Raw genomic sequence first — 19,175 nt, forward strand, 5'->3', positions numbered from 1 at the left:
ACTAGATTTTAATACTTAAAAGGAAGCGATTATTATGGAAAAGCAAGTTGCAACATTAGGTAAAACAATGGTAAAAAACATTGTTACAGGCATTAGCATAGGATGCATTATTTTTACAGTAATGTCTTTTATATCAAGTCTGTTAGCGCATAGTGAGGTTGGAAATAGAATTGCATCTTATGCTGTAGCATCGTTTGTTATAGGCATAGGATATGGAGTGTTCGCTATTTTTTGGTCGAATGAACGCATGTCAAATTTTGCAAAGTTCGTTTTTGCGCTAGTTCCGCCAATTGCTATTCAGTTTATTGTATCGGTGATTGTTGGATGGATTTCGTTCAAAGATGAGCCAGCGGTGATTTGCGGATGGATTGCGTTCACTGTTATTTTACCGATTCCTATTGCTGCAATAATTTATTACTTCGAGAAGAAGAAAGCGAAAGAAATGAACGCTAGACTGCAAGCATTGCGTAAAGAAAGCAAGTAAATTAGTGACAACTAAATAATCAAGTAAAGAATTGAGTGGTGTTCATCTTCGCCGTTGAGGACGAACGCCACTCGATATTGTATGACGCCTACTATAGACGTACTAATTCGGCGTTTTGCGCGACGACCTGCCTGAGCGTTTAAAGCGTAGCGCGCGAAGGCAACTCGGAGTGGAAACTCGCTTAAGTTGGAAGTCCAGTGGACTTCCAACTTAAGCGAGTTTCGTAGTGAGCGCGTTACCCGCGCGAGCGTCCGCGCTCAGTGTGAAAAATCTCAAATCTCTACCGCACTAATATCCACACGACTGAATGACGACGCATTAATCTTTTGCAATAGTTTTGCCGGCAGTAGCTCCAGAAGTCAAGTCCTGAATCTCAGTGATTTCCATAACTGGAACTGCAGCTGGCTTCTTCGTACCTTTTTCTTCGGCCACACGTACCTGTTCTTCGTAAATCGCGTCATCGGTGTGAAGGGTGACGGTTCCGCGGAAGCGATAGCCTTTCTTTTCTGCCAAATTAGCAACTGCTACAACCAGCTGGCTGCCGTCTTGCAAGTTCTTATAATGCTGACCTGCAGTGCGCTCGTGGTAGGCAAGGTGGTTGTCGTCGAGTACGAACATAGACATTTTTGGTCCCAAATCAAGCTCGCCATCTTTGCTTACTGTTGCAATCCAAGCCAAATTATTCGCAATAAATTCTTTCATATCTGCGCTAAGAGTTGCCATAATATTCCTTTCCTAACAAGATTGCGCACTTTCTTCGTACGCAATTTATAAGCCTACATTGCTACATTACGCTGATTTAAAAGTGTATACGAGCGTGTAGCGTAAAAAAATTGTAAGTTGTGATATAAATCACCCAATTCTTCAATAGTTTCGTGGGTGAAATTTATACAGCAAAATACTTGATTGCCACTGTTTTCTGAAGCGTATATCGGAAATTTTACGAAAGAACGCCAGAAAGTTGTACTTTTCACGATTTTACGGCTATTCTGTCTATTTTATAAGCTAAAACGCTTTATAAAAGAAAAATTTTAAAGAATCAACTTTTATAGTTGAAGGGGAAACATTATGAAGGTGAAATATGAAACAGCTAAATCTATAGCTGAACCGCTTTCGGATAAATCGGGCATGCCTCAAGGCAAAAGTGTTCATACTGCTCAGATTATGTTGTTGATTTGTGCTGCTATTTGGGGTGGCAGCTATGTTTCTTCAAAATATGCTCTTGAAGTGTTTCCTGTGCAATGGCTTATGGGCGTTCGTATGGTTGGAGCTTGCACAATTATGGCTGTTATTTTTTTCGGTACACTTCGTAAAACTTTTACAAAAAAGCTTATTGTTCCTTCTTTACTAACTGGAATTACGTATTATGCTACTTTAATTTTGCAAACTGAAGGATTACGTTCAATTGATCCAGGCCGTAGCGCGTTTTTGACAGCAGCATATTGCGTAATTACGCCATTTTCTGCTTGGTTAATCGTCAAGAAAAAGCCAACTCTTTTAGGATTAGTAGCTGCAGTTATGTGCGTTGCTGGAGTAGGTTTTGTGGCATTAAAGCCTGGAATGCTTGTTCTCACATTGTCTTATGGAGATTTCCTTACTTTATTATGTGCTGCAGTTTTTGCTTTTAATCTTACGTTCCTTGCGTATTATTCTCGTAAATATAATCCAGTTACGTTAACTTTTGGGCAATTTGTTGTTTCAGGCGTACTTTTTGTAGCTGGTGCGCTTATTTGTGAGCCTTTGCCAAACTTTAACGCTGCTGATCATTTCTCTATTTTTGCTAATATGTTCTACCTTACAGTGGTAGTAACAGTAGTTGCGCAAATTATGCAAAACTATAGTTTGGTGAATCTTTCTACTGCAAATGCTTCTGTGATTATGTGCACTGAAAGTTTGTTCACGCTTTTATTCTCTACTGTTCTTTTTCATGAGCATGTTTCTAACATGGCTTTTGTGGGATTTGCTTTAATATTTGCTGCAATTATTACTGCAAGCTTAGGTGAGCATTATTGTGATAAAAGAGCGAATTGTGAGCTTTCTTATAAAGATAGAGATTTTGAGGTTGCTAAGTCTTAGGCATTTCAGTTTTGTGTAGCTAAGTTTTATGTATATAAGACTTGTGATTTTGTTGTAAGAATGCTCTGGCAATACTGTGCAATTTTTGCGTAGAGTGATACCATCATTGTTGTAATGATGTTGGTAGTGGAATTTGCATATTTGCCATGCATTTTGGCATTATATTCGCATAAATAGTTAAGGTGCATAAGTGAAGAATTTCTTCAAAGGCATATCGTTTACGCAAGTATTAGCTGGATCGCTCGCTGCAGTGACTTCGTTTTTACTTGCTTCTAAAATTGGTATTGCTGGTTCAGTTATTGGCGTAGCTATTGGTTCTATTGTCTCAGCAGTAGCATCACAGTTGTATCAGAATGTTATTCACGCTTCATCGCGTAAACTTTCGGAAGTGAATCCGAATACTTCTACAGAACAGTCTAATTTTAGTAATGTGTCAGATTCTAGCGTGCGTTCAAATGGTTTAGAGAATGTTGATTCTAAAAGAATTGGAGATGATATTCATATGCAATATTCATCAAATTCGTTGCAATGTAATACTGATCCTTCAGATGACAAAAATATGACTGTTCAAGATGCAAGATCTGGACGCACTGTTAGTTCGCAAGTCCGTAATCCGGAATTAGAAAATACGCGTATTTTGGAATTGTCGAAATTACGTGAACAGCATGAAGAAGACATGGAACTGTCGGAGGGCACAATTCCAGAGCCGGTGCCGTTATCTAAGGTTGTTAGTGGAAACTACGGTTACTCTTCTAGATCTTACCAAAATAGAAACGATCATCGTACAACAATTGTTGTTGCTGTTATAAGTGCTCTTATAGCTGTTATTGTTACTGCAGGTGCTGTTCTTTTGTTTACACAAGGAAAAGGCACAGACAATATTGATAAGCCTGAAGAAATTAGTCATGAGCAACAGCAAAATCAACCGCAACCTAAGCAACGTCTTAATACGAATACTAATCAAGACCATAAGAAATCTCATGATGATTCTGATAGTAAAGATGCTAATGAAGACGAAAATGATGAGCATAGCAATGAAAACGCAGCTGGCTCAACAGGTGGTCATTCTGATAATGATTTAGGTAGTGACACTAACAATGATTCAGGAACGAATTCAGGTGATGCTGCTAGTGGGAATAGTGGATCGGGTGCTGATAGTTCTGATGCAGGTGCTGGATCTGCTGGATCTTCGGGATCTACTGGTTCTTCAAACAATGTAACTTCTCCTGGTAATGGTGATCAATCTGGAAGTGCCAATGGTAACTAGTTCTTGAATTGGTTTGCCGAATTGGTTCTTGAATTGGTTTTCAAATTGGCGACTAAATTGTTAGTAGAATTCGCAGAATTTTTGGAATTTGTAAGTTGAATTCGACACGCCGCATTTGGATAGAGCGGCTATTTGTTGTATTCTATCAAAGGTTCGTTTGAACGGCATAAGTAAAAACGGGGCTATGGCGCAGCTGGTAGCGCATCTCCATGGCATGGAGGGGGTCGGGGGTTCGAATCCCCCTAGCTCCACAAATTTTAAACGTCACCTCTTGTGGGGTGGCGTTTTTTGTTATTATTTTCAATTTTTATGCGCCACGCCGTATTTTTTACAGTTTGTCTGCAAGTCGTACTAATAATGAACACCATCGACCAGAGGTCGCGCTCGACAAGAGTAATAAGCATGAGCTAGGGAAGCGTTAATTGCTTACAAAAGGGGAGAGCGCCGAAGTTTACTGCTTAATCCCAAAAGTAGTGAGCTGGGACTTGGCTTAATATACCAAGGACTGTCGCAGCGAGTCGGCATTCGCTGCGGAGAGCTATCGACACGCTTGCTTTTGCTTGCTTGTTTTGCCTCTGATTGTCATGAAAGGAGGAAAAATGAGTAGCTCATTATCATCTACTGCTGTACAGAATACTCAGCAGAATACTCAGCAAAATAACGATGTTCATCGAGGATTAAAAACCCGCCATATTTCCATGATTGCTTTAGGTGGCAGCATTGGCACCGGCTTATTTGTTGCTAGTGGTGCAACAATCCATATGGCTGGTCCTGGCGGCGCTTTGCTCGCTTATGGTGCGATTGGCATTATGGTCTACTTCCTTATGACTTCCCTTGGTGAAATGGCCACTTTTATGCCTATTAGTGGATCGTTTGCATCGTATTCTGGACGTTTTATTGATCCTGCACTCGGTTTCGCAATGGGCTGGAACTATTGGTTTAATTGGGCTATTACGGTTGCAGTGGACGTTAGTACTGCAGCAATAGTTCTGCAATACTGGTTCCCAACAGTGCCAATATGGATTTTCTCGCTGTCGGTTCTTATGCTTATTTTGGTTATCAATGTGCTTACAGTTAAGTGCTTTGGAGAAACCGAATACTGGCTTTCTATTATTAAAGTGTTGGCAGTAATCGTATTCCTTGTTATCGGTTCGCTTACGATTGTTGGCATTGTTGGCGGCAAAGCGCCATTCTTGCAAAACTTCACTCATAAGGACGCTCCATTTGCAGGCGGTGTTCCTGCAGTGTTGTGTGCTTTCGCTATTGCAGGCTTCTCTTTCCAAGGAACTGAGCTTATTGGTATTACTGCAGGCGAGTCTGCAACTCCTGAAAAGAGTATTCCAAAGGCTGTAAAGCAAGTGTTCTGGCGTATTCTTCTCTTCTACATTCTTGCTATTTTCGTTATTGCTTGCATTATTCCTTATACTGACAAGAACTTACTTGGTTCTGATGTAACTGATATTGCTATTAGCCCATTCACGCTCGTGTTCCAGCGTGCAGGTCTTGCAGCTGCTGCAGCAGTTATGAATGCTGTTATTTTGACTTCTGTTATTTCTGCAGCAAATTCCGGCATGTATGCTTCAACAAGAATGCTTTATTCGCTCGCAAAAGAAGATAATGCTCCAAAAGTATTTGGCAAGGTAAGTCTTCGTGGTATTCCTGTTCCTGCGTTGATTGCTACATTTGTAGTTGCTTTATTTACTTTCTTTATGAGTATTTTTGGCGATCAAATATACATGTTCCTGGTTGCCGCAAGTGGTTTGACTGGTTTTATTGCTTGGGCTGGTATTGCTGCAGCTCATTATCGCTTCCGTAAGGCATACTTGGCTCAAGGTCATTCTTTAGATGAATTAGTTTACCGAGCAAAGTGGTATCCGTTTGGTCCTATTGTTGCGTTCTTCTTATGCATTCTTGTTATTGTTGGTCAGGATTTGCATTCATTTGCAACGCTTAACTGGCAGGCTATTGGAATCACGTACATGTCTGTGCCGCTATTTATCGTTCTATACATTGGTTATAAGATTAAAAATCATACTCGAGTAATTCCTCTTGAAGAAGTCGATTTAACTCATGTTCGAGTAGCAAAATGAACGAATAGTTTATAAAGGTCAACATCGTTTACGATGTAGAGTTAGATAATGTAAAAGCTCCCAGCGTATATCACTGGGAGCTTTTACATTGAGTCAGATAACAGAGCAATATGTTTTATGGTTGTTGTGAACCTGCTATTATGTCCGGGGCTGGTTTTTTATCTGAGGAATCTTGTTCGCCCTTTTTTGCTTTACCATCCGGATCTTTTTGACCATCATTTCCTTTAGGTTTTTCAGCACCAGCTCCGCCTTCGCTGCCTTTTTTGATTGGTGGTTTTCCGTTTTCTTTATCTTCTTCGCTGGTGTTTTTTCCTTTGGGTTCAGTGCAATTTTTATCTCCTTTTTTGCACTGTGGATTTTCTGCATTACTATTTTTTTCAGGCTTTTTGTTAGTCTTTGTTTCAGGCTTTTTCTCAGTCTTCTGTTTCTTAGTGTCTTGAGTATTTGTCGTCGGCGCTGGTGTTGGCTTTGGCTTTGGTGGGACAACATTTGAACGCTGAATTACAATTCCAGTCGATTCATTTATCTCTTGCTTCTTTGTTTCTTCGTCTTGTTTGTCTTTGTCTTTATCTTTTTTGTTATTTTCATCGATTAATGTAACAGCCAACTCGCGCACTTTTTTTGCTTTGACTGCATACCATTCAGAAGCAGCTAAAGCTTCTGCGCTTTGGGAACCAAGTTCTTCAGGAGAGTTTGCTGTGCAAGATACTGCATCAGGAACCTTTTCGCTCATGATTTTAGCAAGTTCTTTTGCGTTATCAGAGTCACCTTTTGTGAGATCTGTTATTACGCTGTTGTGTACTAAACTTTTCCATACGGCATTGGCTTTAGAAACTTGCGCAACTTTTATTTCGCACTGTCTGCGAGCTGCTTTAGTGCGTTCAGTTTGCTTCATGTACCAAAGTGTGCCAACTGTGCCAAGAGCTAAAGCTAGCACAACAATTCCTGCTATGAGAATAATGAGCTTTTTCTTTTGGTTCGTTTCAACATTATCGGAGCTATGTTGATTCATATTTGTCCTCTGTTATCTATTGCTGCTCAACATTAGCGCATTTGAATACGCAACTTGTTTATATAATACGCCAAAATGTTTATGTTAGCCACGCTCATGAGCGCTAAACAATTAAGATTTTGCTTGTGGATGCAAGTCGTAATATTTAACGCAAAAAGCCACTGGAAAACCAGTGGCTTTATGGCTCCTGCGGCTGGGCTTGAACCAGCGACCATTCGATTAACAGTCGAACGCTCTGCCAACTGAGCTACGCAGGAATATCTTGTGCTCAACTAAGCGCTGTGCACAAGACATTTATATTACACGGAATTTTCAAAGATGCAAATATGGCGTGTTTTGGCGTGTCGAAATAGTGATTATAAGCATATGTTTTATCCACAATGCTTTAAAAGCTTATGATTTTCGCAAATTAGCTGCAAAACTTTTATAAAAGTCGTTTTATAAAAATATGGATGGGGAATATATGTGTATTCGCAAAAATTATGGATTATATTACAAAATATCTGCCTGTTTGGGGATTTTTATAATCTCAGTTATTTTATTAGATGCGCTGTTTTTACAACCCGAAATTTCGCAAAATAATCATCATCTTAAATATTATGTTGTAGAATCTGCTGTGACATGTTACCACAAGTGTGCTCTTTCTAAAGGTGATTATAGTGAAAAAACATGCAAGTCAGCTATGCAATGGCCTGTGAAACCTGCACAAATAGTAAAAGCTTTTAATCCTCCGCCTAAACCTTGGATGGCTGGGCATCGTGGCGTAGATTTAGCTGCAAGCACAGGGACTCCTTTATTTGCGCCTGCAGATGGCGTTATTAGTTTTGCTGGTAAAGTCGCTGGTAAATCAGTTGTGACTATTAGGCATGGTGAACTGACATCCACTTTTGAGCCTGCTGTAACAAAGTTTAGCGTTGGGGTTTTTGTGAAAAGAGGCCAGAATTTTGCACATGTCGAAGGAGGTTCGGACCATTGCGGCACAACTTGTGTGCAGTGGGGTTTAAAGCGCAAAAATCGCACATATGCTGATCCTGGAGGAATGACTGTTAAGCGTCGCATTGTGCTTAAGCCTGTGGAATAAGCACGATAATATATTTGTATCGTAGATATTTGTAGATAAATGAACAAAATTGATTACAATCTTGTAGATATTCGCATATGCGAAGGCTTGCAAATCGCGTATAGTAAAGATATACGTCAATTCAGCAGATAGAGGAGCTAATATGCAAGAATATTCTCGTCCACTTGATGAGTCTATTGATACAGATGTTAATGTTTTCTCACTGCTAGAAGAGCGAGCAGAGCGCAATCCTAATGGTTCTTTGGTTGAATACGTTGGAGCTGACGGCGTTTGGAAGTCATATACTGCTGAAGAATTTAGAGATAAGGTAATAGCTGTTGCTAAAGGCTTTATTGCTAGAGGAGTAATGCCTGGTGATGCTGTGTCAATTATTGCTCACACTTCATGGCAATGGACAGTTCTTGATATGGCTATTATGTCTATAGGCGCATTGACAGTGCCAATTTATGAAACAAGCTCTTCGCTGCAAATACAACATATTGTTCAAGATTCTCAAGTATGTTCAATATTTGTGGAGTCTCCTGAAATGTTGCCAAAAGTAGAGGCTGTTCAGGAAGAATGTCCTACTCTTCACGACGTATATGTAATGAATCGTGGTGCTATCGACGCGTGCATTGAATACGGTAAAGCAGTAACTGATGCTGAATTTTATGAGCGAGTGCACGCTGTTAATGGAAGTGACATAGCAACAATTGTATACACTTCAGGTTCAACTGGTGAGCCAAAAGGAATTGAGCTTACTCATAGCAATTTTGTTTTTATTGCTAAATCAGGTGTTATTTCTATGCCAGATATTGCGTTAAAAGACAGCCCGCGTCTTTTGCTGTTCTTGCCTCTTGCGCACGTTTTTGCTAGGTTTATGCAATTGTTCTGCTTTGCTGGAAATATAACTCTTGGTTTGACGAGTAATTTGAAAACTGTATTGTCTGATTTTCAAACTTTTAAACCAACATTTATTCTTGGTGTTCCACGCATTTTTGAGAAGATTTACAATGCTGCTTCTCAAAAAGCAGGCAGGGGAGTAAAAGGTTTTATTTTTGCTTATGCGTCTAAGGTTGCTCGCGAATGGTCTCGCGCTCAGCAGTCTAGTTCAATGGTTCCTCCAATGCTTGCTCTTAGCCATTCAATATGTAAAAAATTAGTGTATGCTCCACTACTACACGTATTTGGAGGCTCTGTTTCATACGCTATTTCGGGCGGCGCTCCTTTAGATTTGTCGATTGCGCATTTCTTTAATGGTATTGGTTTGCCTCTTCTAGAAGGCTATGGAATGACAGAAACTTGTGCACCTTCTATGGTGAATCCTACGACAGGTTATCGCATTGGTACCGTTGGTTTGCCTGTAAAGGGTGTATCTGTTGCTATTGCTGACGATGGTGAATTGTGCATTAAGAGTCCTGCAGTATGCAAAGGCTACCATAATAATCCTGAGCTTACCAAACAGCAGATTGTAAATGGCTGGTTGCATACGGGAGATTTTGGGTCTTTAGACGATGACGGTTTTGTGCGTATTACAGGCAGAAAGAAAGATCTTATTATTACTGCTGGCGGTAAGAACTTATCTCCAAATGCGTTAGAAGCTTCATTAATGTCTTCACCTATTATTTCTCAAGCTGTTGTTATTGGAGACAGGAAGCCGTTTGTTTCAGCAATTATTGCGCTCGATTTATCAGAAGTAAATACTTGGCTTTCTTCGCGTGGCGCATGCCCTGTACGGTCTTTAAAGGAGGCTTCACGTAACGGTATTGTGCGAGCAGAAGTTGAGCGTGCTGTTAGCAAAGCAAATGAGCTAGTTTCTAGAGCTGAGTCTATTCGCAAGTTCGAAATAGTTCCAGATGAGTTTACTCAAGCAAACGGTTTGATTACGCCAAGTTTAAAGGCGCGTCGTCAAGTTGTTGTAGAGCGTTATAACGACCTTATCGAACATGTTATTTATGCTCCACGCAAACGTTAGCTGCGTGTAAATTCGTAGAATATAGTTTGAAGTTAGCCTGAAGATACAGATTGCGTTCCACAAATTATATTTCACAACTTGCATCCAAAAATTGTATTTACAAGCCTGCGTCTGCTAATGATACGTAGCCTGGGTCAATTAAACGTGACTTTAGATTTGTTGCGCTTACTGCCACTAGTCGCTCGTTAACAGTAGGGACAGTTTCCCCGTGTTCAATTTTTGTTTGCACTGTAGCGATTTTTTTGTCAAGTTTACCGTTTCTGTTCAAAGAATAACAAGTAGCAGTAAGATCTTGAACAATCTGCTTATGATTTTCTATAGTTGTCATCCATTGCTTTCCGCTCACAATGTTTGGCATAATATTTTTGTACGCGCCATAACCAGTTATTACTGGCCATTTCTTTGCTTCTGATTCTTCTTCCTCATCTTTTTTCTGCTGTTGTTGTAACTCTTTTTCGGTTTTCTTCGCAGAATCTTTTGGAGCAGGAACTGGTCTTTTATTAAGATCTCGTTTCCCTATGAAGTTTCCGATAACGTCCGGCAAATTGAAAGATGGGTTTATATCTGCTGCGCTTCCTTCATAACCGAGATCGTTTAGTGCTTGTACGGCTTGTAAAGCAATTTGATCATCGAGTGCAATAATTCCATCAACGCGATGCCTTGAGTGTGAAAAAAGACTTGTACTTCTCGTAATTCGTTTTGTTAACTCATTTTTCACAGAGTCAGCTACATCTGCGTCGAAAGCAACATTGGTCCAGTCTTTTTCGCTACTATTCACATTCAGTCTTCCAGAAGTGCTTATTAATGTCCCCGAAGCAAAATATGGTCTCAAAACTTTCCAAATGCCAGCGAATGCTTCTTCAGCAAAATCATCATGGAATGCTGTTTCGCTATTTGCATGCGTATTGTTGTTAGAATCATCATCCTCGCTTGCTTCGTCGCTGTTATTTTGTTGATTATTATTGTTTGCATTAATATTTTTTTGATTGTGACATGGCAAAAGAACTTCAATGTAGCGTGGATTTTCTTTAGTTGCACGATCTAGAGCGATTTTTTGTACCAGAGTTGTTGCTTGAATTTCGCCAATGGTTCTTGCGTCAGATAAATGGAACATCACATCAGGTTTGAAACCGCTAACACGTCGTGAGAGCATAACAACGTGTATTCCTGCCTTTTTTGCTAGGCTAAGTGATGATGCCAATCGTTTTTCTGCATTAAGCTCATCTTTGGATGATTGAGAGTTATCGGCATTTTGTAAATTTAAGTCCTGAGTATTTGATTTTTGCGTATTTTCAGAATTAGACGCAGGTAATGTTGCATAATCTCCATAGTTATTATTGCCGTTTTTGTTAGTCCATGGAGCTATAACAATTGTCGTTTTGCTTAATTGTTTTTTGACTTTTGAATTTTCGGAAACAGAATTGTGCTTTTCTGAATTATTCTGTTTTGCATTGTTCAATGAGCTTAGCAAATTTACTACATAATCTTGCACATCGCGGCTTTGTTCTGAAAGGCTAGAAGAAGTTTTAGTAGTAATAGAATTATCGTCAAATCCCTTATCTTTTAACGATTTTATTAATTCTGGGACCAGTATATCCCACGTGCTTAGAGGCTTATTACGTGTTATTGCCAATCCATCTGATGGAGTAAAAACAATAACGTTACCGTGGTTCGCTTGTTCTTTATTTTCAGATTTTAAAGAAGTTTTTGTTGAACTTGCGCACGAGCTAACAACAAAAAGCATCGTAACTAATGCTGTCAGCATAACTAAAGAACGATGCATAGTTCTGTTGCACAAACGAATCATAGTAGTGACCTCTCGTTTCGTGGTCTATCTGTTGCTGTCTATATGTGTTCTACTTGTAACTATCTTCTAACATTGTATATAGCCGTGTGCTAAATACTTACATTGCTATTTTAGTGAGCAAAATTATCTTATAGAACTTTTTATAAGACTTTCGCACATATTACGGTATTCGCTCACGTAGCCTCCACCAAAGAACACGCAATGTCCTGCAATAGGGTAGAGCTGCCAAATAATCATGCGCTGCTCAAAACCTGCTTTAAGTGGATGAACAGACTGATAGCCGTCTAAAATCTGCTTAAAATAGCTGATTCCAAATAAATGAAGCATAGCTAAATCTTCTTCGCGGTGCCCACCATGTGCTGCAGGGTCGATTAGAACAGCTTCAGTGTGTTCGCCGTCTGAACTTTTAGTCCATAACACGTTTCCGCTCCACAAGTCTCCGTGAACTCGAGCAGGCTTATCTTCTGCAGCTTTTCCTAATAAATCAGGCAGCGCATCAATAACTTCGTTTGTAAGATCTAAGTCGCTTTTAGTAAGCTCTCCGCGAGCAATCCCAAGCTCAACCATAGGGCGCAATCGTCCGTCCGCAAGGTAGTCAATAACATTACTCCAAGTGCCAGTTGGCATTTCAACTGGATCACTTAAAGGTCCAAAATAGCATGTGCCATCGTAATCTGCTGGTGCTTCACCAAAATATTTTGCACCGTAATCGTGCATATGAGCGAGCGCTGCACCAAACTCAAATGCAGCAAGTGGTGTTGCTGAGTGAGTGTCAATGCGCTCAATATTAAGGTAACCGTTTCCCCAATCAAATACTTCAGCCACTCTAGGGCCGCCGTATTTGTGAGCTTCAGAAAGCCATTTTAAGCCTTTACCTTCGCATTCAAAGAAACGCTCAGGCGCGTATAATCTACTTTTCTTATATACAGCGTTGTTCATAGAAGCCTTCTTAACGTAGTAGCGCATACGAAACATGCGCTACATACTTAATAAAATATTTATTAATAAATTAAATTATTCCCAAGCTCACTATTTTACTGAAGTATTAGCACAATGAGCGATGCTGCGTTTAATTTGCAATAAGATGAGTACAATACTTACGCCAAGTAGGATGTGTCCGATTCCTGCTAAACCAGTTATGGCAAAATCTATAGATGGACTGAGATGTAGACGTAGTACTTGTGCAATTCCACGAGTAATCATCATTACTGCTGTTAGGTTGAGTCCAATATGATAAGTTATTAAGATTCTCGTAGTTTTTTCGTTACTAAAACTGAAGTTTTTCTCAACTAGTATAAGTAACAGAAAAACAACCATGCCAAGCATAAAGTAGTGTGTGTGAACTACAGCAAGCATACTTTTTGCATGGAAAGCATTAAATTTTGTAAATTCGCGATAAAAGACGCCGCCAATCATGGCGAGGACAGCATACAACAAAGACGTATTAATATAACGTTTCATAACATGGTTCATAGTAACTTCCTTACGTAGAGTGATAGTCAAATATTCACTAGTAATGTTGCTGGTGTTGCAAGTGTTTGTAAGCGCTATTGCATAGTATGAGTGTTTTTGTAACGCGGATATACAGTTTTAGCAAATTGATAACCAAAAAGTAATCCTGCTAAGGCTAATGCGGAGCCTAATCCCGTATAAAACACGGCAATAAAGCGTTCTGGAGCGATATTTGTTGCACGAAGAACAATTCCAAAAGTCATCATAAAAGCCATGATTATAAAAGATTTAACGTCAAAGAATTTAAGGAAAAACTGCTTTTCTTCCACATAGCCGTTAATTCTTTGAGTATGTTTTTTAACGAGTTTTCCAAAAATAAGGAATTGGAATATTGCAAAAACTAATAACGATAAAGCGTAATTTAGTGGCTGCAAATAATTTGGGTATGCCAATAAGCCAATCTTAAGAATATTAAAACCAGCAGCTCCCCAAACTAAGCAAGCAATAAGAAGTAACGTATTTTTTTGTACTTTCAATTCACAACCWMTTTAATATTTATARTTTAAAACCAATACAACAATAAACACTGCATTCATACCGCACATTCAACAAGGTAGGTTTCTCGTGGTATTTCGCGTATATGTGGAAAAACGCACTGGTTTTGACGTTCAAGCGCAACAGCTTTTACATGAGCTTAGGGAGATTCTTGGCATAAGCGCGATTACTTCCGCAAGAATTATTAACCGTTATGACGTTGAAGGTATCAGCAAAGATTTATTCGACAATGCTGTGCAAACAGTATTGAGCGAACCTCCAGTTGATAATACTTACGATTACTTGCCTATTGAAACCGACGAGCACGTATTTGCTGTAGAATTTTTGCCTGGTCAATTCGATCAGCGTGCGCAATCTGCTAGCGAATGCATTCAACTTATTAGTCAAGGTGAACGCCCAACAGTGCGCACTGCTAGAGTAATCGCTTTAAAAGGTAATCTTGACGAAAAAGCACTAAACGATATTAAACACTACGTTATTAATCCTGTTGAAGCGCGAGAAGCTTCACTTGATGAGGTAAAAAGTTTACAGCGAGAAGCAGTTGTACCATCTGATGTAGAAGTAATTAGCTCATTTAACGATTTAGACGAAGCTGGATTACAAGACTTTATTAATACTCGCGGTTTGGCAATGGATTTGGCTGACGCAAAGTTCTGCCAGAAGTATTTCTGTGAAGAACATAGAAATCCTACTATTACAGAAATTCGCGTTATTGATACGTACTGGTCCGACCACTGCCGTCACACGACTTTTGGCACCGAGCTTACAGATATTTCTATTGACGATAACACTGTTCAAGAAGCATTTAGCCGTTATCTTGATTTGCGAAAAGAACTAAATCGCGAAAATAAGCCTGTTTGCCTTATGGATATGGCAACTATTGGCGCAAAATACTTAAAGCATACTGGCGAGCTTAAAAATTTGGACGAGTCAGAAGAAATCAACGCTTGCACAGTAAAAGTTAAAGTGGACGTAAACGGTCACGACGAAGATTGGCTGTTCCTGTTTAAAAACGAAACACATAATCATCCTACAGAGATTGAGCCTTTCGGTGGAGCTGCAACTTGCATTGGTGGCTGCATCCGTGATCCTCTTTCTGGACGCTCCTATGTGTATCAAGCAATGCGAGTAACTGGTGCTGCAGATCCACGCACGCCTATTAGCGAGACTTTAAACGGTAAGCTTCCGCAGCGAAAAATCGTAACTTCTGCCGCCGCAGGATACTCTTCTTACGGAAATCAAATTGGTTTAGCTACTGGCGAAGTGCATGAACTTTATCATCCGGGTTATGTTGCAAAACGTATGGAGGTTGGTGCGGTTGTTGCCGCTACCCCAGCCGACCATGTGCGCAGAGAAACTCCAGCTCCTGGCGATGTGATTATTCTTCTTGGCGGACGCACTGGCAGAGATGGCATTGGTGGTGCTACCGGCGCTTCTAAAGCTCAAGATGTTGAAAGTATTGAAGAGTGCGGAGCTGAAGTTCAAAAAGGTAATGCTCCTATTGAGCGAAAACTCCAACGACTTTTCCGACGCAAGGATGCTTGCCAACTTATTAAGCGTTGCAACGATTTTGGCGCTGGCGGCGTTTCTGTCGCAACTGGCGAAATTGCCGACGGCTTAACTATTAATCTCGACAAAGTTTCTAAAAAGTATGAAGGTCTCGATGGCACTGAGCTTGCTATTTCTGAATCTCAAGAGCGCATGGCTGTCGACGTTGCGTCAAGTGATGCTGAAGAATTTTTGAAGTATGCTCGTGAAGAAAATCTTGAAGCAGAAATAATAGCGACTGTTACTGAAGAAGCGCGAATGCGAATGACTTGGCGTGGAAAAACCATTGTTGACTTAAGCAGAGCATTCTTAGCTTCTAATGGCGCTCCAAAACAGCAGATACTGCATATTGAAAGTGGAGAATCTTACGAAACTCCATGGCAGAATCAGTCAAATTTGCCGTTAGAAAAGCGCATGCATAACTTAGTTTCGGATATTAATATTGCTTCAAATAAAGGCTTATCTGAACGATTTGATTCTACTATTGGCGCTGCTACTGTGCTTATGCCTTTTGGCGGTCGCCGTCAGCTTACTCCTGCTCAAGCTATGGTTGCTAAATTCCCAGTATTTGGCGAAACAAACACAGCTTCCGCAATGGCTTGGGGCTTTAATCCGTATTTAATGGAAAAAAACCAATTCACTGGTGCCTATGTTGCTGTTGTTGAATCATTGGCAAAGCTAGCAGCTAGCGGTTTCACGCGCGAACGTGCTTACTTGAGTTTGCAAGAATATTTTGGCAAGCCTCACGATATTCCAGAGCGTTGGGGAAAGCCAGCTGCAGCAGTTCTTGGTGCTTTAAGTGCACAGCTTGATTTTGGAGTTGGTGCTATTGGCGGCAAAGATTCTATGAGCGGCAGTTTTGAGAATCTGGATGTGCCACCAACTTTGATTTCGTTTGCTGTTTCTACCGGAGACGCACGTTTAACTGTTTCACCTGAATTTAAGGGTGTAAATCATAAAGTTATACGTATTGCTCTAAAGTATAAATCCGACGGAATCACTCCAGAAAAAGAAAGCTTCCTGAAAGCACTAGAAATTGTAGAAAATATTACGAAAAACAAGCAAGCTCTTGCTATATCTACTCCTGGCTACGGTGCTAGCGCAGAAAGCTTATTCAAAATGACGCTTGGAAATCATATTGGTCTTAAATTATTCAACAATTTAAGCGACGATGATTTATTTAAGCCAGCATATGGAAGCTTCTACGTTGAACTCAAGGAAGACGCTGAAGTTCCATCTTTAGCTAATACAAGCTTGGTTGACGTTGAGATTGTTGGCGAAACAACTGAAAATTACGCAATTACTTCATCAAATAGCGAAGAAATTGATTTAAGTGATTTGCAAAAGGTTTGGGAAAGCGAACTTTCCTCAATCTTCCCGTACAAAAAGCCTGGCGAGATTGTAGAAACTATTAATAACAAAACTAATGTTTCTACTACAAATCACATGCACATAGGAAAACTAAAGCCGCTTTCGCATCCTCGCGTTATTATCCCAGTTTTCCCTGGAAATAATTGCGAATACGATACTCAAGCTGCTTTTGAAAAAACTGGAGCAGACGCTCATACGCTTATTATTAATAATTTAAGCGCAAAAGATATTGCACAATCAGCTGAGAAATTGGTTGAAGAGATTAAAAAGAGTCAAATTGTAATGATTCCGGGAGGCTTCTCCGGAGGCGATGAGCCGGACGGTTCTGCGAAATTCATTACAGCATTCTTTAGGAATCCAGCAGTAACAGACGCAGTTCGTGACTTGCTTAATAATCGTGACGGTTTAATGCTTGGAATTTGCAATGGCTTCCAAGCGCTTATTAAGCTGGGCTTGGTTCCTTTTGGAGATATTGTTCCTATGGATTCTAACTGCCCAACTCTTACCTACAACACTATTGGCAGACACCAAAGTAGGATTGTTCGCACTAGAGTTGCTTCAAATCTTTCACCATGGTTAGCAAATACGCAAGTTGGAGACATGCATACTGTTGCAATTTCTCATGGAGAAGGTCGCTTTATTGCTACTAACGAAGTTATGGAAAAGCTTATTAAAAACGGTCAAATAGCTACACAATATGTTGACAGCAATGGCGTACCAAGTATGAGCTTAAACGTAAATCCTAATGGCTCAATGATGTCAGTAGAAGGTATTACAAGCCCAGACGGTAGAGTTTTTGGAAAAATGGGACATTGCGAGCGCGCAGGTCGTGACTTGTATGTCAATATTCCTGATTTCCATGAGCAACCATTGTTTGAAGCTGGCGTTGAATATTTCACTGCATGAGCTTTAGTTTACAGTTGCAAAACTTGTATCAAAATAACTACAAATTCGACGATTACAATCATCGATTATTAGGGGGTATGAATGTCTGCAGAACTTGAAGATATTCACGAAGAATGCGGCGTATTTGGTGTGTGGGGTCATCAAGATGCAGCTAGGCTGACATATTTTGGACTTCATGCGCTACAGCATCGAGGACAAGAAGGTGCCGGCATTGTATCTAACGACAATGGCAAACTGCATGGGTATCGCGGATTGGGATTGCTAACTCAAGTATTTAGCAATGAACAAGTTATGGATCGTCTTACTGGAAACAGGGCTATCGGTCACGTGCGATATGCTACTGCAGGTTCTGGAAGCGTTGATAACATTCAGCCTTTCCTATTCCGTTTCCACGATGGAGACGTAGCTCTTGCGCATAACGGAAATTTGACAAATTGCACTAGCCTACGTAATTCCTTGGAAGATAAAGGCTCAATATTCCACTCAAATTCTGATACTGAAATATTGATGCATTTGATTCGCCACTCCAGTAAAGCAACTTTTATGGATCGCCTAAAAGAAGCTTTACAAACTGTTCATGGCGGTTTTGCTTACTTATTGCTTACTCAAGATGCACTAATCGGAGCGACTGATCCAAATGGTTTCCGCCCTCTTTCGCTTGGTCGTATGAAGAACGGCGCATACGTGCTCGCTTCTGAAACTTGTGCGCTTGATATTGTGCGAGCAGAGTTTATTCGCGATATTGAGCCTGGCGAAATCATTGTTATTAATGACGATGGCTACACTATTGAGCAATATACGAAGCATGTACAGCATGCAGTATGCTCAATGGAATTTATTTATTTCGCTCGCCCAGATTCTAATATTTACGGTATTAATGTTCATTCTGTGCGAAAGCGTATGGGTGCGCGTTTGGCTAAAGAATCTCCTGTTGAAGCAGATATGGTTATTGGAGTACCTAATTCTTCACTTTCTGCTGCTGCAGGATACGCTGAAACAAGCGGAATTCCAAACGAAATGGGATTGATTAAAAACCAGTATGTTGCACGCACTTTTATTCAACCGACGCAAGAATTACGCGAGCAAGGCGTTCGTATGAAACTTTCTGCTGTTCGTGGTGTGGTTGCAGGAAAACGCGTTATTGTTATTGACGATTCGATTGTTCGCGGAACTACTTCTAAGCGCATTGTGCAATTGCTTCGAGAAGCTGGCGCTAAAGAAGTGCATATGCGTATTTCTTCCCCTCCGCTTAAATATCCTTGCTTCTACGGTATCGATATTCAAACTACGAAGGAACTTATTGCAGCAAAGCATTCAGTTGAAGAAATTCGCGAATATATCGATGCTGATTCCTTAGCATTTTTGTCTTTAGATGGATTAGTCGAGTCGATTGGATTAAAAAAGCCTGCTCCTTATGGCGGTTTGTGCGTTGCTTACTTTAATGGCGACTACCCTACTGCACTAGACGATTACGGCGAAGAATTCTTGGCTTCACTTACTCCTGAAGAACGCGAACATTTGCAAGAAGTAAGGAAACATAGTAAATATTCGCACGAAAATCTTATATAACTT

At 40.2% G+C, this 19,175-nt stretch carries 14 protein-coding genes, 2 tRNA genes and 1 riboswitch; of the genes, 9 read left to right on the plus strand and 7 right to left on the minus strand.

What is annotated here, in order from left to right; translation table 11 throughout:
* Positions 1-34: 34 nt before the first annotated feature.
* Complete coding sequence (locus A5294_RS01160) at positions 35-484, plus strand: DUF3021 family protein (RefSeq protein ID WP_064340249.1); 450 nt, start codon at positions 35-37, stop codon at positions 482-484.
* Positions 485-802: 318 nt separating this feature from the next.
* Here the strand turns inward: A5294_RS01160 and A5294_RS01165 are convergent, their stop codons facing one another.
* The gene (locus tag A5294_RS01165; protein WP_004106472.1) at positions 803-1,207 is read right to left on the minus strand and encodes a pyridoxamine 5'-phosphate oxidase family protein; all 405 of its coding nucleotides are present in this window, start codon (positions 1,205-1,207) and stop codon (positions 803-805) included.
* Between the two features lie 405 nt (positions 1,208-1,612).
* Between A5294_RS01165 and A5294_RS01170 the strand changes: the two genes are divergently transcribed.
* The 4 genes from A5294_RS01170 to A5294_RS01185 all read left to right on the plus strand — a co-directional run bounded on the left by A5294_RS01170 (position 1,613) and on the right by A5294_RS01185 (position 5,917).
* On the plus strand, positions 1,613-2,560 hold the full coding sequence (locus A5294_RS01170; RefSeq protein WP_231880166.1) for a DMT family transporter: 948 nt from the start codon (positions 1,613-1,615) through the stop codon (positions 2,558-2,560).
* Positions 2,561-2,750: 190 nt separating this feature from the next.
* Entirely contained in the window at positions 2,751-3,827 is a 1,077-nt protein-coding gene (locus A5294_RS01175; protein ID WP_004106467.1) for a hypothetical protein, read from the plus strand.
* A 178-nt stretch (positions 3,828-4,005) separates the two neighbouring features.
* Positions 4,006-4,078: transfer RNA gene (locus tag A5294_RS01180), tRNA-Ala, on the plus strand.
* A gap of 112 nt (positions 4,079-4,190) precedes the next feature.
* Positions 4,191-4,376, plus strand: a riboswitch (Lysine riboswitch).
* A gap of 149 nt (positions 4,377-4,525) precedes the next feature.
* Positions 4,526-5,917: an amino acid permease gene (locus tag A5294_RS01185; RefSeq protein WP_004106466.1), complete on the plus strand. Its 1,392-nt coding sequence runs from the start codon at positions 4,526-4,528 to the stop codon at positions 5,915-5,917.
* A gap of 115 nt (positions 5,918-6,032) precedes the next feature.
* Here A5294_RS01185 and A5294_RS01190 read toward each other — a convergent pair whose 3' ends face one another.
* Both A5294_RS01190 and A5294_RS01195 read right to left on the minus strand, forming a co-directional pair.
* Positions 6,033-6,929: a hypothetical protein gene (locus A5294_RS01190; RefSeq protein ID WP_064340251.1), complete on the minus strand. Its 897-nt coding sequence runs from the start codon at positions 6,927-6,929 to the stop codon at positions 6,033-6,035.
* Positions 6,930-7,110: 181 nt separating this feature from the next.
* Positions 7,111-7,186: transfer RNA gene (locus A5294_RS01195), tRNA-Asn, on the minus strand.
* Between the two features lie 206 nt (positions 7,187-7,392).
* On the opposite strand from A5294_RS01195, the gene A5294_RS06875 reads away from it, so the two are divergent.
* Both A5294_RS06875 and A5294_RS01205 read left to right on the plus strand, forming a co-directional pair.
* The gene (locus A5294_RS06875; RefSeq protein WP_231880165.1) at positions 7,393-8,010 is read left to right on the plus strand and encodes a M23 family metallopeptidase; all 618 of its coding nucleotides are present in this window, start codon (positions 7,393-7,395) and stop codon (positions 8,008-8,010) included.
* Positions 8,011-8,152: 142 nt separating this feature from the next.
* Entirely contained in the window at positions 8,153-9,964 is a 1,812-nt protein-coding gene (locus A5294_RS01205) for a long-chain fatty acid--CoA ligase (protein WP_032842478.1), read from the plus strand.
* Positions 9,965-10,061: 97 nt separating this feature from the next.
* Here the strand turns inward: A5294_RS01205 and A5294_RS01210 are convergent, their stop codons facing one another.
* From A5294_RS01210 to A5294_RS01225, 4 genes are all read right to left on the minus strand, one after another.
* A complete protein-coding gene (locus tag A5294_RS01210) occupies positions 10,062-11,771 on the minus strand; it encodes a hypothetical protein (RefSeq protein ID WP_004106457.1) in 1,710 nt (569 codons plus the stop codon).
* A gap of 123 nt (positions 11,772-11,894) precedes the next feature.
* Positions 11,895-12,746: a fructosamine kinase family protein gene (locus A5294_RS01215; protein ID WP_325047851.1), complete on the minus strand. Its 852-nt coding sequence runs from the start codon at positions 12,744-12,746 to the stop codon at positions 11,895-11,897.
* 54 nt (positions 12,747-12,800) lie between these two features.
* The gene (locus tag A5294_RS01220) at positions 12,801-13,244 is read right to left on the minus strand and encodes a DUF2871 domain-containing protein (RefSeq protein WP_004106454.1); all 444 of its coding nucleotides are present in this window, start codon (positions 13,242-13,244) and stop codon (positions 12,801-12,803) included.
* Between the two features lie 74 nt (positions 13,245-13,318).
* Positions 13,319-13,759, minus strand: a complete 441-nt coding sequence (locus A5294_RS01225) for a hypothetical protein (protein WP_064340253.1) — start codon at positions 13,757-13,759, stop codon at positions 13,319-13,321.
* A gap of 88 nt (positions 13,760-13,847) precedes the next feature.
* Between A5294_RS01225 and A5294_RS01230 the strand changes: the two genes are divergently transcribed.
* Together A5294_RS01230 and purF are read left to right on the plus strand one after the other, a co-directional pair.
* On the plus strand, positions 13,848-17,603 hold the full coding sequence (locus tag A5294_RS01230; protein WP_064340254.1) for a phosphoribosylformylglycinamidine synthase: 3,756 nt from the start codon (positions 13,848-13,850) through the stop codon (positions 17,601-17,603).
* An 81-nt stretch (positions 17,604-17,684) separates the two neighbouring features.
* Positions 17,685-19,172, plus strand: coding sequence for an amidophosphoribosyltransferase (purF, locus tag A5294_RS01235; RefSeq protein ID WP_004105975.1), 1,488 nt, complete (start codon positions 17,685-17,687; stop codon positions 19,170-19,172).
* The last annotated feature ends 3 nt before the right edge of the window (positions 19,173-19,175 follow it).

The organism is Gardnerella sp. 30-4 (genome assembly GCF_001641215.1).
Lineage (GTDB): Bacteria > Actinomycetota > Actinomycetes > Actinomycetales > Bifidobacteriaceae > Bifidobacterium > Bifidobacterium leopoldii.

What these genes read in the sequence shown, in the direction of transcription:
- A5294_RS01190 (WP_064340251.1), bottom strand. Translation starts at nt 6,929, where the DNA reads ATGAATCAACATAGCTCCGATAATGTTGAAACGAACCAAAAGAAAAAG.
- A5294_RS01210 (WP_004106457.1), bottom strand. Translation starts at nt 11,771, where the DNA reads ATGATTCGTTTGTGCAACAGAACTATGCATCGTTCTTTAGTTATGCTG.
- A5294_RS01205 (WP_032842478.1), top strand. Translation starts at nt 8,153, where the DNA reads ATGCAAGAATATTCTCGTCCACTTGATGAGTCTATTGATACAGATGTT.
- A5294_RS01220 (WP_004106454.1), bottom strand. Translation starts at nt 13,244, where the DNA reads ATGAACCATGTTATGAAACGTTATATTAATACGTCTTTGTTGTATGCT.
- A5294_RS01185 (WP_004106466.1), top strand. Translation starts at nt 4,526, where the DNA reads ATGATTGCTTTAGGTGGCAGCATTGGCACCGGCTTATTTGTTGCTAGT.
- A5294_RS01215 (WP_325047851.1), bottom strand. Translation starts at nt 12,746, where the DNA reads ATGTTTCGTATGCGCTACTACGTTAAGAAGGCTTCTATGAACAACGCT.
- A5294_RS01170 (WP_231880166.1), top strand. Translation starts at nt 1,613, where the DNA reads ATGCCTCAAGGCAAAAGTGTTCATACTGCTCAGATTATGTTGTTGATT.
- A5294_RS06875 (WP_231880165.1), top strand. Translation starts at nt 7,393, where the DNA reads ATGTGTATTCGCAAAAATTATGGATTATATTACAAAATATCTGCCTGT.
- purF (WP_004105975.1), top strand. Translation starts at nt 17,685, where the DNA reads ATGTCTGCAGAACTTGAAGATATTCACGAAGAATGCGGCGTATTTGGT.
- A5294_RS01165 (WP_004106472.1), bottom strand. Translation starts at nt 1,207, where the DNA reads ATGGCAACTCTTAGCGCAGATATGAAAGAATTTATTGCGAATAATTTG.
- A5294_RS01160 (WP_064340249.1), top strand. Translation starts at nt 35, where the DNA reads ATGGAAAAGCAAGTTGCAACATTAGGTAAAACAATGGTAAAAAACATT.